Origin of the sequence: Halomonas aquatica (genome assembly GCF_040196335.1) — a bacterium.
In the GTDB taxonomy this organism is placed as follows: Bacteria; Pseudomonadota; Gammaproteobacteria; order Pseudomonadales; family Halomonadaceae; genus Halomonas; species Halomonas aquatica.
In genome coordinates this window covers 182255-201375 of sequence record NZ_JBEGCJ010000001.1, presented here as the reverse complement: position 1 = coordinate 201375, position 19121 = coordinate 182255, and the positions used below count along the sequence as shown (strand labels likewise).

The following is a 19121-nucleotide window of genomic DNA, read 5'->3' as shown; positions in this document are numbered from 1 at the left end:
CTGCCGGCCATCGAGCAAGGGAGGAACCCATGCTGGAAGATTGCAAGAATTCCCGGGAGCGCTGGGGTGGAGTGCACCAGCTGATCGATCGCTGGCTCGATGAGCGCCGTGAATTGCTGATCAACTTCGTTGAACTCAAGGATGCCTGCGGCGACGAAAGGGAGATCGTGGACAAGGCCCGTATCGACGCCTTCAGCGAATTGCTGATGGATTATATCAGTGCCGGCCACTTCGAGATCTACCCGCAATTGCGCGAAGAAGCCCGTGCCTTCGACGACGAGCCCGCCCTGAAACTGGCGGACCAGCTGATGGAGCGTCTCGAGATGTCCACCGAGCTGGTGCTCGCCTTCGACGAGGACTACGCCACCCCGGAGCGCTGCGAACAGCGCCTCGTCCGGCTGCCCGCCTGGATCGACCGTCTCACCAAGGGGCTCGGTCAGCGCTTCGAGCTGGAGGACCAGCTGATCGCCCGGCTGCATGCGGCTCATTCGCCTGATGCCGCCCACGCTCCGGTCGACTCCCGGGTCTGAGGGCACCGTCCTCGGCCTGCCAGGAGAGCATGCCTACCGCGTGCGGCTGAACCGTGCGCCCAGCACCAGCATGCAGGGAGTGAGCAGCAGCGTCAGCCCGGTGGCGAAGGTCAGGCCGCCGGCGATGGCGCTGGAAAGCTGTGTCCACCACTGGGTCGAGGGGGCCCCGATGCCCAGGCTCGGGGTGAGCAGGTCGACATTGATGCCCAGCACCATGGGCATCAGGCCCAGTACCGTGGTGACGGCGGTCAGCAGCACCGGGCGCAGACGCAGGCCGCCGGCCTCGAGGGCCGCCTCTCCGGGCGAGAGCCCATCGCCACGCAGCTGGTTGTAAGTGTCGATCAGCACGATGTTGTTGTTCACCACGATCCCCGCCAGGGCGATGATGCCCATGCCCACCATGACGATCCCGAAGGGCTGGGCAGTGGCGAGCAGGCCCAGCAGCACGCCGGCGGTGGAGAAGACGATGGCCGAGAGCACCAGCGCCGCCTGATAGAGGCTGTTGAACTGGGTGACCAGGATCAGTGTCATCAGGCAGATCGACGCCAGGAAGGCGGTGGTCAGGAACTGCATCGCCTCCTGCTGGTCCGCCTGTTCTCCCGCCACGTCGACCACCACTCCATCGGGTGGCGCCTCCATGGCCGCCATCAGGGCCTCCAGGCGCTCATCGGGACGGTATCCCGCCGAGACATCGGCTTCCAGAGTGATCGCCCGGCGCCCGTCGATACGGTGCAGCACACCGACCTTGGGAGCCGGTTCCAATGACACGAAGTGCGAGATCGGCACCTGCCCCCGAGGGGTGTCGAGGGAGAGGCGGCCGAGCTGGTCCAGCGAGCGGGCGCCCTCCGGCAGGCGGACCCGGATATCCACCTCTTCGTTGACGCCGGCGGGTCGGTAGCTTGCCACGCGTAGCCCGGTTGTGAGCAGCTGCACGGCACTGCCGACGCTTGCCACGTCGGTGCCGAAGCGAGCGGCGGCCTCGCGATCGACCTTCACTCGCCACTCCACCCCCGGCAGGCTGCGGTTATCCTCGATGTCGCGAAAGCCGCCCAGCGTCTCCATGGATCGTCGAATCGACTCGATGGTCCGGTCGGCCAGCGCCGGGTCCTGGGCACTGATCTCCAGCACGATGGGCTTGCCGGCGGCGGGGCCGCTCTCCTGTTCGCGGAACTCCAGCTTGAGGCCCGGCAGGTCACGGGTACGCTCGGCCATCTCGGCAAGGATCGCGCTGGCCGGGCGGCGCTTCTGCCAGTCGATCAGCTGGAACTGCAGCACGCCCACCACATCGCCGCCCAGCTGCTGGTCGGGCACGGCGAAGGAGCGGGCATAGAGCGCCTGGACCTCGCTCATGCCGGCGAGACGTGACTCGACGCGACGCACCACGGCGTCGGTCTCCTCGGCGGAGAAGTCGCCCCGCGAGCGCACCAGCACCTGGGCGGTGTCGGGCTCGACGCTGGGGAAGAACTCGACGCCGTGGTTGAAGCGTGCATAGGTCGCGTAGATCAGGGCCACCATCAGCAGGGCGACCAGCAGGGTGAGCCCCGGCCAGGCGAGCATGCGGGCCAGCAAGCCCCGGTAGAGCCTCCCTCCGGCGGTGACCATGTCGGTGTCGCGGACGACAGCTACGCTGCGGGCGCCGAACACTCCGCCCAGGGTGGGCAGGAACACCAGCGCCATGGCCAGCGACGCCAGCAGGCAGAGGATCACCGTGATGGGCAGGTACTTCATGAACTGGCCCACCACGCCCGGCCAGAACAGCAGCGGCACGAAGACGGCCAGGGTGGTGGCGATGGAGGCGATCACCGGCCAGCTCATGCGGGTGGCGGCCTGGGTCCAGGCCTCCCGGGGGGACTGGCCCTGGCGCAGGTGGCGGTCGGCCAGCTCACTGACCACGATGGCGCCATCCACCAGCATGCCGGCGACCAGGATCAGCGCGAACATGACCACGATGTTGAGGGTGTACCCCAGTGCCCAGATCATCAGGATGCCGGTGAGGAAGGCGCCGGGAATGGTCAGCCCGACCATCAGCGCCGAGCGCACCCCCATGGCGGCCAGAATCAATATCAGCACCAGCACGACCGCGGTGACCACGTTGTTGAGCAATTCCGAGAGGATGTCCCGAACCGTCTCGGACTGGTCGAGAATGGTGGTGACCTCGAGTTCGTCGGGAAGCAGGTCGGCCGCCGCCTCGAACAGTGCCCTTACCTGGGCCACGGTGGCGATGATGTTGGCGCCGGCACGCTTGGATATCTCCAGCACCAGGGCGGGCTGGTCGTCGATGCGGGCGAAGCCTTCCGGGTCCTTGAAGGTGGGGCGGATCCAGGCCACGTCGCCGAAGGTGACGACCCGGTCGCCGTCGACCTTGATGGGCATCGCCATGACGTCTTCGAGTCGTTCGACCACGCCCGGGACCTTGATGGCCTGGCGGCCCGCACCCGTGTCGAGGCTGCCGGCCGCCACCAGGCGGTTGTTGCGGCTGACCAGGGTGAACAGGGTGTTGAACTCGATCCCGTAGCTGTCGAGGATCAGGGGGTCCACGACGATCTCCAGCAGGTCCTCGCGGTCACCGCCGATGTCCACCTCGAGCACCTCGGGAATGCCTTCGATCTCCTGCTGCAGTCGGCGGGCCACGGCCAGTCGCCGGCCCTCCTCGAGGGGCCCGGAGAGACCGATGGAGAGGATCGGAAACAGGGCCACGTTGACCTCCGTGACCCTCGGCTCATCGGCCTCGGCGGGCAGCTCGGCCCTGGCGATGTCGACCTTCTCACGCACGTCGGTCATCGCCTGGTCGGGGTCGAAACCGGCATCGAACTCCAGGGTCACCGCGGCATGGCCCTCGCTTGCCTGGGCGGTCATCTTGCGCAGTCCCTCGATGCTGCGTAGCTCCTGCTCCATGGGGCGTACCAGCAGCCGCTCGCCATCCTCGGGGCTGACGCCTTCCAGCGACAGGGACACATAGATGATGGGGATGGTGACGTCGGGGTTGGCTTCCTTGGGGATCGCCTGCCAGGCGGCGACCCCCGAGAGCAGCAGTGCGACCAGCAGCAGCAGGGTGGTGCGGGAACGATCCAGTGCCGCCTCGATGAGGGTGCGCATCTCAGTGCGATTCCCGGTCGCCGAGATGCTCGGCCGCATCGTCGAGTGCCGCGGAGCGCGGTTCGGCGATGACGGCCTCCACTCGTTCGCCCCCATCGACGAAGCCGCCGCCCAGGGTGATCAGTCGTATCCGCTCGGGCAGGCCGGCCACCCGGGCGGTGTCGGCGTCGGCGTCGACCAGCTCGACCGGGGAGATGACCACGCGGTCGTCCTCATCCAGTCTCTTCACCGCCAGTTGCCCTTTCTCATCCAGCTCGAGCAGAGCAGGGGAGAGCCGGTGCACCCGACGCTCGGGCAGCTGGATGACCAGGGTGGCGCTGGCGCCGGCCAGGCGGCGTCCGTCGGGATTCTCCACCGTGACCTCGACGGGGAAGCTGCGGGTGGTCTCGTCGGCCCGGTGGGCGACGAAGGTCAGCGTGCCGGGCAGGCGTGAGCCGTCGAGCAGGCGTACCTCCGCGGGAAGCCCCGCAGCCAGCGACAGGACATCCCGCTGGGGCGCCGCGGCGGTGGCCGTGAGACTGGAGTCGTCGACCAGTCGCCCCCAGGTCTCGCCGGCCTGGACCAGGTCGCCAAGTTCCACGTCGAGGCGGTCGAGTACGCCGTCGAAGGGGGCCTCGGGACGGGTGTCATCGAGCTGGCGATGCAGGGTGGCGACCTCGGTCTCGGACCGGCGCAACTCGCTCTGCAGGCGCAGGATGTCGGTGTCGGAGACCAGGTTGCGGCGGTGCAGGCGGTCGGCGCCGGCGAGCTCCGCCCTGGCCAGGGCCAGCTCCGCCTCGGCCTGTGCGAGCCGCGCGGGCAGCGCCTCTCGGGCGAGTGCCAGCAGGGGCTGGCCCGCGGAGACCCGCTCGCCCAGGGCGATGGGCAAGGCCTCCACCCGGCCTGTCGTACGGGCCCGCAGGTCCGCCTCGCGGTGGGCCTCCAGCTGGCCCTGCAGGACTCGGTGTGGCGTGTAGGGGGCCGCGTGGCGTTCCACCACCTCGACCCGTGTCGGCGTCGGCCCTTCGGCCGCGGCACGCTCCGGGGGGGCGTCGCGAAAGCCCTCGATATCGCCCAGGGCGAGCCACAGCAGCAGCAGGCAGGCCAGCCCGAGGGCCAGCAGGAGGGGGAGTGGGGGGAGACGACGAGACATTCGGACCTTCCCTGGTGCGACGCGGCGTTCGATAGTGTGGGCTGGCAAATACCCGGGGCCAGGCGGCCAGCATAGCCCAGCGGGCCCGGAGTGTCTCTGGCTCGCCCATGGCCTCCGTGCGAGGGAGTGGTCTTCCTGGCGGGTCTAGTCGCAGGTCGAATTGAGTTTTGTGCAGTGCAGGCATAACATCTTGGCGGTTCGAATTCCGGTCAGATGGGCCGCCGGCCCACCTGGCTCATCCTCACGGCGACAACCCGCGTGTTGACAACCCAAGGAGCTACCATGAAAGACCCCGTCCGTATTGCCATCACCGGTGCTGCCGGCCAGATCAGCTACTCCCTCGCCTTTCGTATCGCCTCCGGCGACATGCTGGGCAAGGACCAGCCGGTCATCCTGCAACTGCTGGAGATCCCGCCGGCCATGGACGCCCTGAACGGCGTGGTGATGGAGCTCAATGACTGCGCCTTCCCGCTGGTGCAGGACATCGTTGCCACCGACGACGCCAATGTCGCCTTCAAGGATGCCGACTTCGCCCTGCTGGTCGGTGCCCGTCCGCGGGGGCCGGGCATGGAGCGCAAGGATCTGCTCGAGGCCAACGCCGCGATCTTCTCCGTGCAGGGCAAGGCGATCAACGACCATGCCAGCCGTGACGTGCGCGTGCTGGTGGTCGGCAACCCGGCTAACACCAACGCCCTGATCGCTTCCTGCAATGCGCCGGACCTTGATGCGGGTCAGTTCACCGCGATGATGCGCCTGGACCACAACCGCGCCAAGACCCAACTGGCCCAGAAGGCCGACAAGCACGTCAACGACGTCGAGTCCATGGTGGTCTGGGGCAACCACAGCGCGACCCAGTACCCGGACCTGGCCCACTGCAAGGTGGACGGCAAACCGGCCCTGGACCTGGTCGATCGCGACTGGTACGAGAACGACTTCATCCCCACCGTGCAGCAGCGCGGCGCCGCCATCATCAAGGCGCGCGGGGCTTCTTCCGCGGCCTCCGCGGCCTCCGCGGCCATCGACCACATGCGTGACTGGGCGCTGGGCACCGACGAGGTGGTGAGCATGGGCATCCCCGCCGACGGCAGCTATGGCGTCGAGCCGGGCATCATGTACTCCTACCCGGTGGTCTGCCGGAACGGCAAGTACGAGATCGTCCAGGGCCTGGAGATCGATGACTTCAGCCGCGGCCGCATGCAGGCGACCGAGGACGAGTTGCGCCAGGAGCGCGCCGCCGTCGAGCATCTGCTGGGCTAAGCAGCACCGAGCTACAAGCGCCGAGCTGCTCGTTGACGGGCTTCTGGCTAAACGGCTGTAAATGAAAAACCCGCTGGATCGAATCCGGCGGGTTTTTCGGTTCTTGCCGAGTATCCTTAGGCCGCTCAGTCCCTCAGGCTGATGATCTTCCAGCCGCGGGCCTCGGCCACTTCGCGCAGGCTTGGGTCGGGGTCCACCGCCACCGGGTGGTCGATCTGCTCAAGCAGCGCCAGGTCGTTATGGGAGTCGCTGTAGAACCAGCTTCCGTCCAGGGACAGGTCCTGGCCGGCAAGCCATGCGTCCAGACGCTTGACCTTGCCCTCTCGGTAGCTGGGGATGCCGACGGTGCGACCGGTATAGCGCCCATCGACCATCTCGGGCTCCACGGCGATCAAGTCGTCGATGCCCAGGCGTTCGGCGATGGGGCCGGTGATGAAGCGGTTGGTGGCGGTGATGATCAGCAGGGTGTCGCCGCGGGTGCGGTGGCGGGCCACCAGTTCCTCGCCCTTGGACAGGATGTGTGGCTCGATCTTGCTGGCCATGAACTGCTGATGCCAGGCGGCGAGCTGCTCGGGGCTGTGCTCTGCGAGTGGTCGCAGGGCTACCTCGAGGAAGGCCTGCATGTCCAGAGTGCCCGCCTCGTAGTCGGCCAGGAAACGGTCATTGGCCTCGCGGTAGGTCACCGGGTCCACGGCGCCCTGTTCCAGCAGGAACTCGCCCCAGGCATGGTCGCTGTCGATCGACAGCAGGGTGTTGTCCAGGTCGAAGATGGCCAGGCTCACTGCGTTTCCCTCATGTGTTGTCGGTGTGGGTGGACCGGTAGGTGTCTCGGTCACGACGAGGTCGGCGATTATGGCAGAAGCGATGGCAAGCTTCGAGCACAAGCCCGGGGGCGGATCGCCGCCGGTTCATCACTAACTTCCCGGTTGTATTGATGCTCTTTGTGGCCTTGTGGAAGAATGGTCTCATTACTTGATCCATTAAGGTGAAGTCCGTGATCGACGCTGACGGCTTTCGCCCCAATGTTGGCATCATCATCGCCAACGAGATGGGGCAGCTGCTTTGGGCGCGTCGGGTAGGGCAGAATGCGTGGCAGTTTCCCCAGGGTGGCATCAAGGCTGACGAGAATCCGCAACAGGCACTTTTTCGTGAGCTGCACGAGGAGATCGGCCTCACCGCCGAGGACGTCGAGATCCTTGCCTGTACCCGGGGCTGGCTGCGCTATCGCCTGCCGCGACGCATGGTTCGTACCCACTCGAGGCCGGTGTGCATCGGCCAGAAACAGAAGTGGTTCCTGCTGAGGATCCGCTGCCAGGAAAGCCGGATATGCATGGACATGTCCGGCAAGCCGGAATTCGATGGCTGGCGATGGGTCAGCTACTGGTACCCTCTGGGGCAGGTCGTGCCCTTCAAGCGGGAGGTCTACCGTCGCGCCCTGCGCGAGTTGTCGTCCCGGGCACAGCGGCTGGCACTCGGACATGGATGAGTCGAGGGCCTGACGGTCGCGGATTTCCTCAGCGAGGCGAGAGACAACCACCATGGAAAACAAGACGCCGATGCTCGAGGTGTTGCGACGCATCATTCAGGAGGTCAACGGAGCTCGCAGCCTGGACGCGGCCCTGGCCACCATGGTGCGACGCATCCGCAAGGCCATGCTCACCGACGTATGCTCCTTCTACCTCTTCGACAGCGCCATCGACCGACTGGTGCTGATGGAGACTATCGGCCTGCGTGCCCAGGCGGTGGGGCGAGTGAGCCTGGAGGTAGGCGAAGGCCTGGTGGGCCTGGTGGCGAAGCGCGAGGAGCCGCTCAACCTGGAAGATGCCCAGGCCCATCCTCAGTTCCTCTACTTCGAGGCCACCGGCGAGGAGCGCTATTCCAGCTTTCTCGGCGTGCCGATCATCCACCAGCGCCGCATGCTCGGCGTTCTGGTGGTGCAGCAGTCCGAGAAGCGGCGCTTCGACGAGGAAGACGAGGCCTTCCTGGTTACCATGGCCGCCCAGCTGGCCGGTGTGCTGGCTCATGCCCTGGCGACCGGCGGGCTCAATCGGCCGAGCCTGCCCGGGGGTGAGGCTCGATTCACCGGGGTGGCGGCCTCGCCCGGCATGGCCATCGGCGAGGCGGTCGTCATCGCCGCTCCGGCTGACCTCAACAGCGTACCCGACCTGGTACCCACCGATGTCGAGTACGAGATCGCCCGTTTCAAGGAGGCCATCGGCCGGGTCCGCGAGGAGATCCGCTCCGCGGGCCAGCGTCTTGCCAGCCGCATTTCCGCCCAGGAGCTCGCGCTGTTCGATGTCTACCAGCAGATGCTCGGCGAGGCGGCTCTCTCCCAGGAGGTCGAGAATCGCATCCGCGAGGGGCAGTGGGCGCCCGGCGCGCTGGCCGATGTTGTGCGTCGCCACGTTCAGTACCTGGAGCGGGTTGACGACAACTACCTTCGGGAACGTGCGGCGGACGTCCGCGACCTGGGCAGGCGGGTGCTGGCCCACCTGCAGGAGGAGACCCCCCAGAACCCGGAGGTCTATCCCGACAGCACCATCCTGGTGGGCGACGAGATCAGTGTGGCGTTGCTCGGCGAGGTCCCTCGCGACAAGCTCGCCGGCCTGATCTCGGTGCGCGGCTCCAGTACCTCCCATGTGGCCATCGTCGCCCGGGCCATGGGCATTCCCACCGTGTCCGGCATGGTCGACCTGCCGCTGCCGCGTCTCGGCGGCAACCGGGTGGTGCTGGATGGCCACCGCGGGCGCCTCTTCGTTCGCCCCTCGCCGGAGCTCGAGAGCCACTACCAGGGCCTGATCGACGAGGAGCTGGCGCTGATGGAGGTGCTGGAGCACGAGCAGGACCTGCCCAGCCGCACCCCGGATGGCCATGACATGCCGCTGATGGTCAACACCGGCCTGACGGTGGACGCCGTGGCGTCGCTCAAGTCGCGCATCGGCGGGGTGGGGCTCTATCGCACCGAAGTGCCCTTCATGATCACCGAGCGCTTCCCCGGTGAACAGGAACAGACCCGCCTCTATCGCGACCAGCTCGAGAGTTTCGCGCCCTTGCCGGTGGTGATGCGCACCCTGGACATCGGCGGCGACAAGGACCTGCCCTACTTCCCCATCGAGGAGGCCAACCCCTTCCTGGGCTGGCGCGGCATCCGGGTCACCCTCGATCACCCCGAGGTGCTGATGGTGCAGTTGCGCGCCATGCTGCGCGCCTCCCAGGGGCTCGACAACCTGCAGGTGCTGCTGCCCATGGTCACCAATGTCGATGAGGTCGACGATGCGATGCGCCTGCTCGACCGCGCCATCGTCGAGCTCGGCGAGGAGGGGGTGCCGGTCAATCGACCCAAGGTGGGAGTGATGCTGGAGGTGCCGGCGACCCTCTACCAGCTCGATGCCTTGGCCAGGCGCGTCGACTTCTTCTCGGTGGGCAGCAACGACCTTACCCAGTATCTGCTGGCGGTGGATCGCAACAACCCGCGGGTCGCCGACCTCTACGACGCCTGCCATCCCGCCGTGCTCTCGGCCATGGCGCGGCTAGGCGACGATACCCGGCGCCTGGCCATGCCGACTTCGGTGTGTGGCGAGATGGCCGGGGACCCCGCCGGGGCGCTGCTGCTGATGGGCATGGGCTTCGATGCCCTGTCGATGAACGCGCCCAGCCTGCCGAGGGTGAGGGCGGCGATACGCCGTGTGCCCCTCGAGAGTGCCCGGGAGCTGGTCGATGAGACCCTCAGGCTCGATTCTCCCGGAGATGTGCGCCGCCATCTCGCGGAACGCCTCGGCGGCTGGGATCTCGCCCACCTGCTGCCGCCAAGGGACTGAGTGCCCTGGCACCCCTCTGCGGGAGCGCTGCTTGCAGCGCGATCGGGGGAGGTGTTCTGGAAATGATGGTGGCCATGGCAGCCACTGCCTCGAGAGCAAGGCTGCTATTGCTGGCTAGTGGATAGCCGCTCCACCTTTTCCCCAAGTGGCACCCCGTCCGGTCCGAAGCGGCGCTCACCGATCTCGATCCGCCCATCGCCGTGCCAGGTCAGCCAGGTGGTGGCCCGGGTGCCGTAGTCCCTGCCGACGATGAAGCAGGACGACAGCCGGCGCTCCTGTTCGAGTCCCACGCCGGTCTCCGGCAGCTCGTCGTCATCGAAGAGGTGGGCGTCACCGAGCACAGTCAGGGCTTCCGCCGGCCAACGGCCATGGCGCAGGCCGGCTTCGAGCCCCTGTCGGGCAGCGATCAGTTTCGGCCAGGGAGTATCCAGGCTGGCGTTGGACAGGCCATGCAGGCCAGGAGGAACTTGTCTGAGGCGGATATCGTCGAGGCCACGATGCAGATGCCAAAGCGTCTCCCCGTCACCCACCAGCAGGTTGAAGCCGGCATAGTTCCGGGCCGCCCCGCCCGCCAGCCGGTCTAGCCAGGCCGTCAGGTCGTCGTGTTCCAGGGCCTCGCGCACCAGCTCGCCGCGACTCGGTGCACCCGGTGGCATGTTGAGGCGAGGGTCGCGGACATTGGTCACGGCGGCGACACGGCCGCGGCGGTGCACGGCCAGCCAGGTGCCGCCGGCCTCCAGGTCTCGGCCACCGACGATAGCGGAGGCCTCATCCCAGGCTGCCAGCGGCGCCGACGGCCGGGCGTGGAACTCGTCACGGTTGGCCACCAGGCGCAGCGGATAGTCGCTGCCGGGGCGATGGTCGAAGGCGATCAGGCACATGGGGCCAGCTTAGCCGGCTGCAGGCCCGGGGGGAAGGTGCCGTCATGACAGCTCCGACACGGCCGCGTACACTCAGTTAACTGTTGAGCTTACCCAGGGATGACAATGCAGGACAATCTCAGCATGGACCGCTTCTGGACGCGTCTGGTCTGGCCGATCCTCTGGCCGGTGCTGCTGGCTCAGGTAGCCCTGGTGACGCTCTGCCTGGTGGTCGGGGTCTTGCTGTGGTGGATGATGCCCACACATGCCTCGTGGGGCGCCACCCTCTGGTTGCTGCTGGCGATGCTGCTGGGCAGCAGCCTCAACGGGGCGGTCTTCATGACCCTGCTCCGGCAGCGCCTGCGCGGGAAACAACGTGAAGTCGACGAGGCCCTGGCCGGTCTCGAGGCGTATCTGGCTCGACACCACCGGCCTCAGCGCCATGATCTGCCGCTTTCGCAACGACTCGAGGCCCTGGCGGACTCCTGTGAGGACCTGGTGGAAAGCTGGCGTGGTGACCTCGAACAGAGGCGTGACGCCGAGTGGCGCCTGGCCGGCGACCTCCAGGCCTGCAAGGGCCAGCTCGAGCGGCTGGAGGCCGGGCGGGTGAGGGCCCGCGAGGATTCGCGCATCAAGTCCGTCTTCCTCTCCCACCTGCAGCAGTCGTTGAGCCCGCTGATGACCTCGCTGACCGGGGTGCTGGAGAGCGATACCCGTGGGCAGGGGAGCGGAGATCGCGACCATGCGGCCCTGCTCTCGCTGCGGGAGCGTCTGGCCGATGCCATGCTGCTGCTGGAGAACCTCGGCGAGCCCAGTGATACCTCCAGGGTGCCCGTGACGGCCACGCCCTCCGGGAAATGGCGGGTGCTGATCGTCGATGACGGCCCGGTGAATCTCACCCTGGCGCGGCAGGTGCTGGAGCGCCAGGGGCTCGAGGTCGCCACGGCCACCAGCGGTGATCAGGCCCTGTCACTGCTCGAAGGCGAGCCCTTCGACCTGGTGTTGATGGACATCTTCATGCCCGGCATGGACGGTGTGGAGGCCAGCCGGCACTGGCGTGAGAGGGAGGCCGACAAGGTGCCTCGCCGGCGCAGCATCCTGGTGGCGCTGACCGCCAACGCCAGCGACGAGGATCGCCGCCGCTTCCGTCAGGCTGGCATGGACGACTGCCTGGCCAAGCCCTATCAGCCCCAGGCGCTGGTCGACAAGCTGCGGCTGTGGCTGCCGGCCCTTCCAAAAGCCGATCTCGCATGAGCCTCGTCCTGACCCTCGCCGCTTACCTTTTACTCGGCGCCGTGGCCGGCACCATGGCCGGCCTCTACGGCGTGGGTGGCGGATTGATCATCGTGCCGTCCCTGATCGCCGCCTTCGGATGGCAGGGCGTGGCCCCGGAAGTGGCCATGCACCTGGCCGTGGGCACCTCGCTTGCCACCATCGTGGTGACCGGGTCGTCCTCGGCCTGGGGGCATTATCGTCGCGGCAGCATCCGCCGCGACTGGTTCCTGGCGATGTTGCCGGGGCTGGTGCTCGGCGCCATCGCCGGGGTCTTCGTTGCCGGCAGCCTCTCCGGCGGGCTGCTGGGAACCCTGTTTGGCCTCTTCGTGATACTGGTCGCGTTGAAGATGGCGCTGGGGCGAGGCCCCAGGCCAGGCGGGGCGCAGTCCGGTCCTGCCGCGATGGGTCTGGCGGGGGTGGTGGTCGGCGGCGTATCGGCGCTGTTCGGCATCGGCGGGGGCACCCTCAGCGTGCCCTGGCTGTCGCGCTGCGGGGCCACCATGACCCAGGCCGTGGGTACCTCATCGGCCTGCGGCCTGCCCATCGCGCTGTTCGGCGCGGCCACCTTCATGGTGGTTGGGTGGGGCAACCCCCTGTTGCCGTCAGGGGCCGTCGGCTTCGTCATGTTGCCCGCCTTCCTGGGCATCGTGCTGGCCAGCGTGCCCTTCGCGCGCCTCGGGGTGTTACTGGCCCATCGGCTGTCGGCCCGGGCGCTGCGCCTCTCCTTCGCCGCCCTGCTGGCGGTGGTGGGCCTGAAGTTTCTCCTCTAATCGTTTTTCAAGGGCATCCCATGCTGCGCTATCCCGACATCGACCCCGTGGCCATCTCGTTCGGTCCCTTCCAGATTCACTGGTATGGCCTGATGTACGTGGTCGGTTTCGTTGCCGCCTGGTTCCTGGGGCGTCGCCGGGCCCAGCGTATCGGCCTGACCCGCGACGATGTGGGCGACCTGCTGTTCTATGCCGCCATCGGCGTGGTGGCCGGCGGGCGCCTGGGCTATGGGCTCTTCTATGGGCTGTCCCAGTGGCTGGCGGACCCGCTGTGGATCTTCCGAGTCTGGGACGGCGGGATGAGCTTCCACGGCGGCCTGATCGGCGTGCTGTTAGCCGCCCTCTGGTTCGCCCGCAGGAAACGGCTAGCCTTCATCACCCTGACCGACTTCGTGGCCCCCCTGGTACCCATCGGCCTGGGGGCGGGGCGCATCGGCAACTTCATCAACCACGAACTCCCCGGTCGTCTCACCGGGCTGCCCTGGGGCATGCCCTTCCCGGGCATGGGTCCGGAGCCGCGTCACCCTTCGTCTCTCTACGAGGCGTCGCTGGAGGGTGCGGTGCTGTTTGCGCTGCTGTGGTGGGTCTCGGCGACACCGCGTCGCCGTGGGCTGGTCTCTGGCCTCTTCCTGCTGCTCTATGGGGTGTTCCGCTTCGTGGTGGAGTTCGTGCGCCTTCCCGACCCCCAGCTTGGCTTCATCGCCCTGGGCTGGGTGACCATGGGCATGCTGCTGAGCCTGCCGATGATCGTCGCCGGCATCCTGCTGGTCACCTGGTCCCGTCGTCAGCCGGTGGATGCCCGACTCGGCTAGCGAGGGGGCCAGACGGACGGTAGACTCTCCCGATTCGCTCACTCACATCTTCGACCCGGGGGCCGCCCAGACGATGCACACCGACGATGCCCAGCCGGCACTGGAACAGCCCTATCTCGACCTGATGCGCCAGGTGCTCGACCATGGCGTGGAGCGTGATGATCGCACCGGTGTCGGCACACGCTCGCTGTTTGGCCACCAGATGCGCTTCGACCTCTCGCGGGGCTTCCCGCTGGTCACCACCAAGAAGCTGCACCTGCGCTCGATCATCCACGAGCTGCTGTGGTTCCTGGCCGGCGACACTAACATCGCCTACCTCAAGGACAACGGGGTGCGCATCTGGGACGACTGGGCCGACGAGAACGGCGACCTGGGGCCGGTCTACGGCTACCAATGGCGCAGCTGGCCCGACCCGCGAGGCGGGCACGTCGACCAGATCGTCAACCTGCTCCAGCAGATTCGCACCAACCCGCGCTCGCGCCGGCTGATCGTCTCGGCCTGGAACCCGGCGCTGGTCGACGAGATGGCCTTGCCGCCGTGCCACTGCCTGTTCCAGTTCTACGTGGCCGAGGGGCGGCTTTCCTGCCAGCTCTACCAGCGCAGCGCCGACATCTTCCTCGGTGTGCCGTTCAACATCGCCAGCTACGCGCTTCTGACCCAGATGATCGCCCGGGTCGCGGGACTCGAGCCCGGTGACTTCGTTCATACCCTGGGCGATGCCCACCTCTACCTCAACCATCTCGAGCAGGCCGAGGAGCAGCTCTCGCGCACGCCGCGCCCGGCGCCTCGCCTGGTGCTGGACCCCTCGGTGGACGATCTCTTCGACTTCCGCTTCGAGCACATCGCCATCGAGGGGTACGACCCACACCCCCATATCAAGGCCGAGGTGGCCGTATGAGCGAGGCGAGCGGCTTGACCGACGAGACCCTCATCCCCATCGCGATGATTGCCGCCATGTCCCGCAATCGCGTGATCGGCGTGGACAACCAGCTGCCCTGGTACCTGCCGGAGGACCTGAAGTTCTTCAAGCGGATGACCCAGGCCAAGCCGCTGGTGATGGGGCGCAAGACCTTTCAATCCATCGGTCGGCCGCTGCCCGGGCGTCTCAATATCGTGGTGACCCGGGATCCCGACTTCCATCCCGACGGCGTGCGGGTCTGTCATGACATCGCCTCCGCGCTGACACTGGCCGACCAGCAGGCCACCATCGACGGCGTCGAGGAGATCATGGTGATGGGCGGGGCCGAGATCTATGCCCAGGCGCTGCCCTGCGCCAGCCGGCTATACCTCACTGAGGTGGACATCGAGGTCCAGGGCGATGCCCGTTTCCCCGAGCTCGACATGGGCGACTGGGAGGAGAAGCAGCGTGTGGCCGGCGAGCCTGCCGAGGGCCAGCCGCGCTATGATTTCGTGGAGTACCGTCGATATCAAGGGCAGCGTCGCTGATGGCGTCGCCTGCCACCGACATTTGTCACCAGGCCACGCCTGGCACAGACTGAGCAGCAAGTGCCATTGCCGGCCGGAGCCGGCAGCGGCCGGACGAGTCAGGGGCATGGCGCACTGGAGGGCCAGGACGTGAACGAGGAACGCTCAACACACCTGCTGGAACAGTTGGAGCGGCGCGTTGCGGCCCTGCTGGGCGAGTCGCGGGAATCCCGCCTGCAGCAGGATGCCCTTCAGTCCCGGCTGGCCGAGATGCAGGCTCGCATCACTGAGCTGGAGGCCACCCGCCTCGAGCTTGCCGAGGAGAACCGCGAGCTCGATGAGCAGAACCGTGAACTCGAGGCGCACAACCTGCGCCTGCTGGAAAAAGATCCCGCCGAGGCGGGAACGATGCTCTTCCATCGCCAGGCGCGACGGGCCCTTGGGCTCTCCGCCCTGATCGGTCGTCGCCCGCGAAAGCCCGAGGCCGCCGAGGCGCTCTCCGATTCGCCTAAACCCGGTTCGCCCAGCTCCGAGTCGCCCAACCTGGAGTCGCCCGAGTCGGAGAGCACCTCCGCCCCAAATCCCGAGACGACGGCTGACCCGGCCGACCCTTCGGGGGATGTCTCCGCCGGTGTTCGTGACCAGGTTCGCCCCGACGTTCGCCCCGACGTTCGCCCCGAAGCTCGCGCTGAAGTTACCGGAGAGCCGGGCACGACCCCTGAGCTCGACATCGGTGAGGCTCCGTCTCCCCAGGCGCTGCTGGACGAGTGGTACCGGCGCTATTCGGCCACCTTCTTCAAGGGTCATACCCGGCCACTCAAGGTCGGCATCCACGAGGAGCTGACCGAGCGTGAGCCCTGGCCCGAGAAGCTCGTGCGCCGGGCGCTGGCCTGCTACGTCAACCTGCCGCGCTACCTCAAGTCGGTGCGCGAGGGGGCCTGGCGCCTCGACCTGGCCGGTGAACCGGCGGGCCAGGTGGATACCGCCGCCGCCGAGCATGCCCACAGGAAGCTGGAGCGACTGCAGGCCGATCGCCGCAAGTCCGCCCGCTCGGCCCGACCCCGCGGCAAGGGACGCGAGGCCGGCTCTGGCGACAAGGGCGATAGAGGAGATAAGGGCGACAGACGCGCCGAAGGGCAGGGCAGGCGTGACGGCCACGGTGACAACAGGGACGGTGAGCACAAGGCTCACACGAACAAGGCCGGCACGCACAATGCTTCCCCTGGGTCGTCGTCTGCCTCCTCGCGCCCTGCCGGCCCCTCCTCCGGCGCCCCCGAGAGCGGGGGCGCCGACACCCTGGACGAGAAGCTCTCCGCCCTGCTGGCCAAGCATAACCAGCGTTGATCTCCCCCTGACTTGTCTTCGTCATATTGGCAGGGCATCATGAGCCCGCTCATCGCGCCAGGCGCCCGATTCGGCGGCAACATCGCCGCGGCAAGCCGGAGGGGGCGCAGGGCTCGCCGGGATGGCGCCCGAATCGCAAGGAGCAGGAGGAGGCACCGGTTGTGGATGTGCGCGGCGAATGAAAACAGTGTTTTTTCTTGTTGCGTTCCCCCCGATACCCGGTATAAAGTTCCTCTTGCGAGCATTGGACTATAACAAGGCTTAGCCGTGGTCTGGCTCGCGACCTGCCACCTCCCGGGAGGGAGCCCGCAGGCACGAGAACCGGCACCAAGACCGGCCAAGCCCGCTGACCCGCTCATCAAGAACGGGCAGCTACGATCGAAACAGCAAGCTAGACAATAAGGAAACATCGCAATGAAAAAGACACTGTTAGCGACTGCTATTGCCGGCGCACTGGCCGCTTCCGGCGCCCAGGCTGCCACCGTCTACAACCAGGACGGCACCAAACTTGACCTGTACGGCAACGTCCAGCTGACCTACGCCAGCAAGGAAAAGGCTCAAGGCGACGGTACCGTCGAATCCGAAGACTCGCTGGTAGACAACGGCTCCACCCTGGGTGTGTCCGGCAGCCACCAGATCTCTGAAGGCCTGAGCGGCTACTTCAAGTACGAGTTCGAAGGCGACGCCGACGAAATTCAGGACGGCGGTGGCATGGATACCGGTGACCAGGCCTACTTCGGCCTGATGGGCAACTTCGGTGATGTTCGTCTCGGCTCCTACGATCCGCTGATCGATGACTGGATCCAGGACCCGTTCACCAGCTATCAATATGGGAGCCTTTCGGACTCCAACAGTGCCTATGTGAGCACCGAAGATTCCCGCGAGGGTGACAAGCTGCAGTACATGTCGCCTTCCTTCAGCGGCCTGCAGTTCGCCCTGGGCACCCAGATCCAGGGTGACGCAGAAGAAGCAGATTCCGTTGATGACTTCGAATCTGCTGCCGGTGATACCGTGAGCGTCGTGGGAGATTCCGGCGGCGACGCCTCCTTCTTCGGCGGCGTGAAGTACACCGCCGGTGCCTTCTCCATCGCCGCGGCCTACGACAACCTGGGCAACAACGACGGCACTTACACCAGCACCGATGCCGATTCCGTCGTCACCACCGGTGACTTCGACGCGGGCGACCAGTACGGGATCAACGCCCAGTACACCATCGACACCCTGCGCCTCTCCCTCAAGTATGAGCGCTTCGATGCCGGTACCGACGTCGTATCCGACGTCAACTATTACGGCCTGAGCGCCGACTACGGTTACGGCATGGGCAACATCTACGCCGCCTACCAGTATGTCGACGTGGGTGGTGGTACCCTGGTCGATACCGTCGACGACGCCGTGACCAGCGGCGACTGGCCGAACGAGCAGGGGGACGAGAGCTACAACGAGTTTGCGATCGGCGCAACTTACAACATCTCCGATGCCTTCTACACCTACGCCGAGGCTTATTGGTATGACCGCGCACTCGACGAGGGTGACAGCATCGCCGTTGGCGCCGCCTACCTGTTCTAATTCCCCCTGCATGCAGGGCCTGATCCTGCTGCAGCGGTCTTAGATCCAGAAAGCCGATCCTCAGGGGTCGGCTTTTTTATTCTCTGAGGCGAGGTTCCATGAAACAGCCCATTATCACCGTCAGCCTTCTGTCGCTGGGTCTCATGCTCGGCAGTGCCACGGCGCCTGCCAACGAGGTGGAGAAGCGGTTCCGTGAAGAGGGCAAGCAACTCGATCTGACCGGCTTCCTGCAGTCCGATACGGATGCTCGCAGCCGCAGCTTTCTGTTCGGGGGCGTCAACGCCCACGACTTTTCGGTGACCGAGGACGGTACCTACCTGGTCGAGAGCCGGGTTACCCCCGGATACTCCGAGGACTACCGCATAGCAGCCGTCCTCGAGGATGCCCAGGGGCAGGTGATCGCCCGCAGCGAGGCGCTAGGACAGAACGGCGGCCTGGCCCTGCGTCAGCGCCTGTCCCCCGGCGACTACATCCTGCGCGTCGAGGCCCAACGCTTCGGCACCCGCGGCAAGGCGGGCGATGGCTACTCCATCCGGATCGTCGGACTGGATGACCAGGGACGGCGACTGGAGGAGGCCGTCAGCGATGGCAACGGGCTGGTCTTCACCGGAAATGGGCGTGACGCCAGCGGCAGCGTTTTCGTGCGCAACCAGGATGACGTGGCGACCATTGCAGCGCCTCGACGTGACGTGGCGTCCGGCGCGGCGGCGACGGCCACAGCCGCCACCGGAGATTCGCCCGAGGCGTCGGCCTCCGTGGCGCAAGGGTCACCCGAGCGTGACGAGGCCGCGCCTGGTTTCCAGACCATCGTCACCGACGTGAAGATTCGCGCCCGGGGCGAGGTGCTGACCTTCGAGGTGGCCGAGCAGGGTCGGGTCGCTATCACCACCTCCACCTATCCGCCGGGCTACCAGGACACCTACCGCATCGTCCTCGAGGTGCTGGATGCGTCCGGTCGGGTGGTCGCCGAGGGCGCCGGTCAGGGCTTCGACGGCGATGTCGACATGGAGACGGCGCTTTCACCGGGCCGTTATCGCATCCGCGTGCAGGGCCAGAAGTTCGGTAACACGAGAGGCGTCAACAACTACGAGCTGAAGGTGCAGCGGCTGGATCGCTGACAGGAGAATGGCTGCCAGGACGCTGGATGGGTCCTGAACGCCTGTTGGACAGCAAGGCCCCCGGCGTGAATGCGCCGGGGGCCTTGTCGTTGGGCATCAGGCCGCTATGGAGATGCGA

At 66.8% G+C, this 19121-nt stretch carries 16 protein-coding genes; 12 read left to right on the top strand and 4 right to left on the bottom strand.

Annotated features, from left to right (window positions below):
- Window positions 1-29: 29 nt before the first annotated feature.
- Entirely contained in the window at window positions 30-530 is a 501-nt protein-coding gene (rsd, locus tag ABE960_RS00825) for a sigma D regulator (RefSeq protein ID WP_349760320.1), read from the top strand.
- A 33-nt stretch (window positions 531-563) separates the two neighbouring features.
- Here rsd and ABE960_RS00820 read toward each other — a convergent pair whose 3' ends face one another.
- Window positions 564-3626 carry an efflux RND transporter permease subunit gene (locus ABE960_RS00820; RefSeq protein ID WP_349760319.1) on the bottom strand — a complete coding sequence of 1021 codons (3063 nt, stop codon included), beginning with the start codon at window positions 3624-3626 and terminating at the stop codon, window positions 564-566.
- A gap of 1 nt (window position 3627) precedes the next feature.
- Window positions 3628-4758, bottom strand: coding sequence for an efflux RND transporter periplasmic adaptor subunit (locus tag ABE960_RS00815; protein ID WP_349760318.1), 1131 nt, complete (start codon window positions 4756-4758; stop codon window positions 3628-3630).
- A gap of 282 nt (window positions 4759-5040) precedes the next feature.
- On the opposite strand from ABE960_RS00815, the gene ABE960_RS00810 reads away from it, so the two are divergent.
- Window positions 5041-6015, top strand: coding sequence for a malate dehydrogenase (locus ABE960_RS00810; RefSeq protein ID WP_349760317.1), 975 nt, complete (start codon window positions 5041-5043; stop codon window positions 6013-6015).
- Between the two features lie 125 nt (window positions 6016-6140).
- Here the strand turns inward: ABE960_RS00810 and ABE960_RS00805 are convergent, their stop codons facing one another.
- Complete coding sequence (locus ABE960_RS00805) at window positions 6141-6797, bottom strand: histidinol-phosphatase (protein WP_349760316.1); 657 nt, start codon at window positions 6795-6797, stop codon at window positions 6141-6143.
- 212 nt (window positions 6798-7009) lie between these two features.
- Between ABE960_RS00805 and ABE960_RS00800 the strand changes: the two genes are divergently transcribed.
- Window positions 7010-7501: an RNA pyrophosphohydrolase gene (locus ABE960_RS00800; protein WP_349760315.1), complete on the top strand. Its 492-nt coding sequence runs from the start codon at window positions 7010-7012 to the stop codon at window positions 7499-7501.
- Window positions 7502-7571: 70 nt separating this feature from the next.
- Window positions 7572-9833 carry a phosphoenolpyruvate--protein phosphotransferase gene (gene ptsP / locus ABE960_RS00795; protein ID WP_349760783.1) on the top strand — a complete coding sequence of 754 codons (2262 nt, stop codon included), beginning with the start codon at window positions 7572-7574 and terminating at the stop codon, window positions 9831-9833.
- 104 nt (window positions 9834-9937) lie between these two features.
- On the opposite strand, the gene ABE960_RS00790 is transcribed toward ptsP, so the two are convergent.
- A complete protein-coding gene (locus ABE960_RS00790; RefSeq protein ID WP_349760314.1) occupies window positions 9938-10714 on the bottom strand; it encodes an NRDE family protein in 777 nt (258 codons plus the stop codon).
- Between the two features lie 123 nt (window positions 10715-10837).
- Between ABE960_RS00790 and ABE960_RS00785 the strand changes: the two genes are divergently transcribed.
- The 8 genes from ABE960_RS00785 to ABE960_RS00750 all read left to right on the top strand — a co-directional run bounded on the left by ABE960_RS00785 (window position 10838) and on the right by ABE960_RS00750 (window position 19003).
- Entirely contained in the window at window positions 10838-11947 is a 1110-nt protein-coding gene (locus tag ABE960_RS00785; protein ID WP_349760313.1) for a response regulator, read from the top strand.
- Window positions 11944-12738 carry a sulfite exporter TauE/SafE family protein gene (locus tag ABE960_RS00780; RefSeq protein ID WP_349760312.1) on the top strand — a complete coding sequence of 265 codons (795 nt, stop codon included), beginning with the start codon at window positions 11944-11946 and terminating at the stop codon, window positions 12736-12738. The genes ABE960_RS00785 and ABE960_RS00780 overlap by 4 nt, the downstream gene beginning before the upstream one ends.
- A 20-nt stretch (window positions 12739-12758) precedes the next feature.
- Window positions 12759-13550 carry a prolipoprotein diacylglyceryl transferase gene (lgt, locus tag ABE960_RS00775; RefSeq protein WP_349760311.1) on the top strand — a complete coding sequence of 264 codons (792 nt, stop codon included), beginning with the start codon at window positions 12759-12761 and terminating at the stop codon, window positions 13548-13550.
- Window positions 13551-13623: 73 nt separating this feature from the next.
- Entirely contained in the window at window positions 13624-14448 is an 825-nt protein-coding gene (locus tag ABE960_RS00770) for a thymidylate synthase (RefSeq protein WP_349760782.1), read from the top strand.
- A complete protein-coding gene (locus ABE960_RS00765; protein ID WP_349760310.1) occupies window positions 14445-14996 on the top strand; it encodes a dihydrofolate reductase in 552 nt (183 codons plus the stop codon). The genes ABE960_RS00770 and ABE960_RS00765 overlap by 4 nt, the downstream gene beginning before the upstream one ends.
- 129 nt (window positions 14997-15125) lie before the next feature.
- Entirely contained in the window at window positions 15126-16319 is a 1194-nt protein-coding gene (locus tag ABE960_RS00760; RefSeq protein WP_349760309.1) for a ProQ/FINO family protein, read from the top strand.
- 414 nt (window positions 16320-16733) lie between these two features.
- Window positions 16734-17885 carry a porin gene (locus tag ABE960_RS00755; RefSeq protein ID WP_349760308.1) on the top strand — a complete coding sequence of 384 codons (1152 nt, stop codon included), beginning with the start codon at window positions 16734-16736 and terminating at the stop codon, window positions 17883-17885.
- A gap of 98 nt (window positions 17886-17983) precedes the next feature.
- Window positions 17984-19003, top strand: a complete 1020-nt coding sequence (locus ABE960_RS00750; protein WP_349760307.1) for a hypothetical protein — start codon at window positions 17984-17986, stop codon at window positions 19001-19003.
- The last annotated feature ends 118 nt before the right edge of the window (window positions 19004-19121 follow it).

Bases quoted from the DNA above. Each gene is read 5' to 3' on its own strand.
- ABE960_RS00755 (WP_349760308.1), top strand. From the start codon at position 16,734: ATGAAAAAGACACTGTTAGCGACTGCTATTGCCGGCGCACTGGCCGCT.
- ABE960_RS00780 (WP_349760312.1), top strand. From the start codon at position 11,944: ATGAGCCTCGTCCTGACCCTCGCCGCTTACCTTTTACTCGGCGCCGTG.
- ptsP (WP_349760783.1), top strand. From the start codon at position 7,572: ATGCTCGAGGTGTTGCGACGCATCATTCAGGAGGTCAACGGAGCTCGC.
- ABE960_RS00770 (WP_349760782.1), top strand. From the start codon at position 13,624: ATGCACACCGACGATGCCCAGCCGGCACTGGAACAGCCCTATCTCGAC.
- ABE960_RS00750 (WP_349760307.1), top strand. From the start codon at position 17,984: ATGAAACAGCCCATTATCACCGTCAGCCTTCTGTCGCTGGGTCTCATG.
- ABE960_RS00810 (WP_349760317.1), top strand. From the start codon at position 5,041: ATGAAAGACCCCGTCCGTATTGCCATCACCGGTGCTGCCGGCCAGATC.
- lgt (WP_349760311.1), top strand. From the start codon at position 12,759: ATGCTGCGCTATCCCGACATCGACCCCGTGGCCATCTCGTTCGGTCCC.
- ABE960_RS00815 (WP_349760318.1), bottom strand. From the start codon at position 4,758: ATGTCTCGTCGTCTCCCCCCACTCCCCCTCCTGCTGGCCCTCGGGCTG.
- rsd (WP_349760320.1), top strand. From the start codon at position 30: ATGCTGGAAGATTGCAAGAATTCCCGGGAGCGCTGGGGTGGAGTGCAC.
- ABE960_RS00790 (WP_349760314.1), bottom strand. From the start codon at position 10,714: ATGTGCCTGATCGCCTTCGACCATCGCCCCGGCAGCGACTATCCGCTG.
- ABE960_RS00785 (WP_349760313.1), top strand. From the start codon at position 10,838: ATGGACCGCTTCTGGACGCGTCTGGTCTGGCCGATCCTCTGGCCGGTG.
- ABE960_RS00820 (WP_349760319.1), bottom strand. From the start codon at position 3,626: ATGCGCACCCTCATCGAGGCGGCACTGGATCGTTCCCGCACCACCCTG.
- ABE960_RS00765 (WP_349760310.1), top strand. From the start codon at position 14,445: ATGAGCGAGGCGAGCGGCTTGACCGACGAGACCCTCATCCCCATCGCG.